The organism is Bacillus sp. P4_D3 (assembly GCF_056401855.1).
Genome location: NZ_JBFUIN010000859.1, coordinates 1 through 1197 on the forward strand (window position 1 = coordinate 1; position 1197 = coordinate 1197).

The following is a 1197-nucleotide window of genomic DNA, read 5'->3' on the forward strand; positions in this document are numbered from 1 at the left end:
CCTAAACTGTATACTGCTAAAATCAAAAACCAAATGTAACTTGTTGATACAAGAAAAGCAATTCTATAATACTTCTTACTTTTTAAGTTTTTCTCTTCCATTTCCCCACCATCTTTGCAAAATTGAAGCTGTGCTATCCGTTACAACTTAAAACAAACTATTTCTTACATTCAGTTTCTCAAATGAATGTAAGAAATACAAGAACAAACTCCATTCATTAGCTTGGTTTCATAACTCATGTGAAAATGATATGATTGCATTGTCAATATTATCTAATTACTAAAATATATTACAAGGAAATCACAAAGAGGAGGAGAAATCATGGGTTTTTTCAGTAGATTTTTTAAAAAGGTGGAACAAGTAAACAATAAAGAGGCCACTATCCATGAATTAGATGAAGAATTGTATATTGAATCCCCACTAGAAGAAGCCAATAGCTATTGGGTCTCAATGGCACAAAATTTACTTATTAATACTGTAAAAGCCGCTGGAAATAATGTGGAGCGTGCTTTTTTATTGCTTAATATGAAAAAGGGAGAGGCTTCATTTGATATTTTTTATCAAATAAACGGACAATTGTATTTTTGGGATCAAATAGAAAATCAGGAAATAAAAAATAGAATTAAAAATGAGTTATTACCACAAGCTTCGGAAGTTTCAGATGCYGTAAACCAACACTTTATCGAAGCAGATCATCCTACAATTTCGTTTGCAGAATTACAATTTGAATGGGAAACAAAAGCTTGGTTTTCGCACATTATCTGGGAAGATGACCCAGCCTCTCAATTACCAAAGGCTCAAATATTAAACGAATGGTATAGCCTAATTAACAAGGAAATAGACGGTAAACCACTTGATAGCGATATAAAATTTTCTTGGTATCCATCAAACTCTTAATAATCTAACAGTATCTAAAATAGGGGACATTGTTCCGACTAGTTTAAATATAKTTAGTTAATAACCTTAAAAAAATAGAGACTACTTATAATAGAAAAATTCAATTTAAAGGAGGTATTAAATGAAATGGCTATTAAAAACCTTAAAACCAATGAAAATTCCGAATTAGAAGGAGAAGCCTATTTCGAATTATTTGATCAAAATATTCTGGTATACATAGACCAAGATGCAGATATCGAATACGCAGAGCTATGTATAACATACTTAAATTCTTTAAGTGAAGAACTGATAAATAAACTT

Annotated in this window: 1 protein-coding gene; it reads left to right on the plus strand. The window is 30.5% G+C overall.

Annotated elements, in window-relative coordinates:
- Positions 1–321: 321 nt before the first annotated feature.
- Positions 322–897, plus strand: a complete 576-nt coding sequence (locus tag AC1DTM_RS27410; protein WP_016105477.1) for a hypothetical protein — start codon at positions 322–324, stop codon at positions 895–897.
- Positions 898–1197 lie beyond the last annotated feature (300 nt).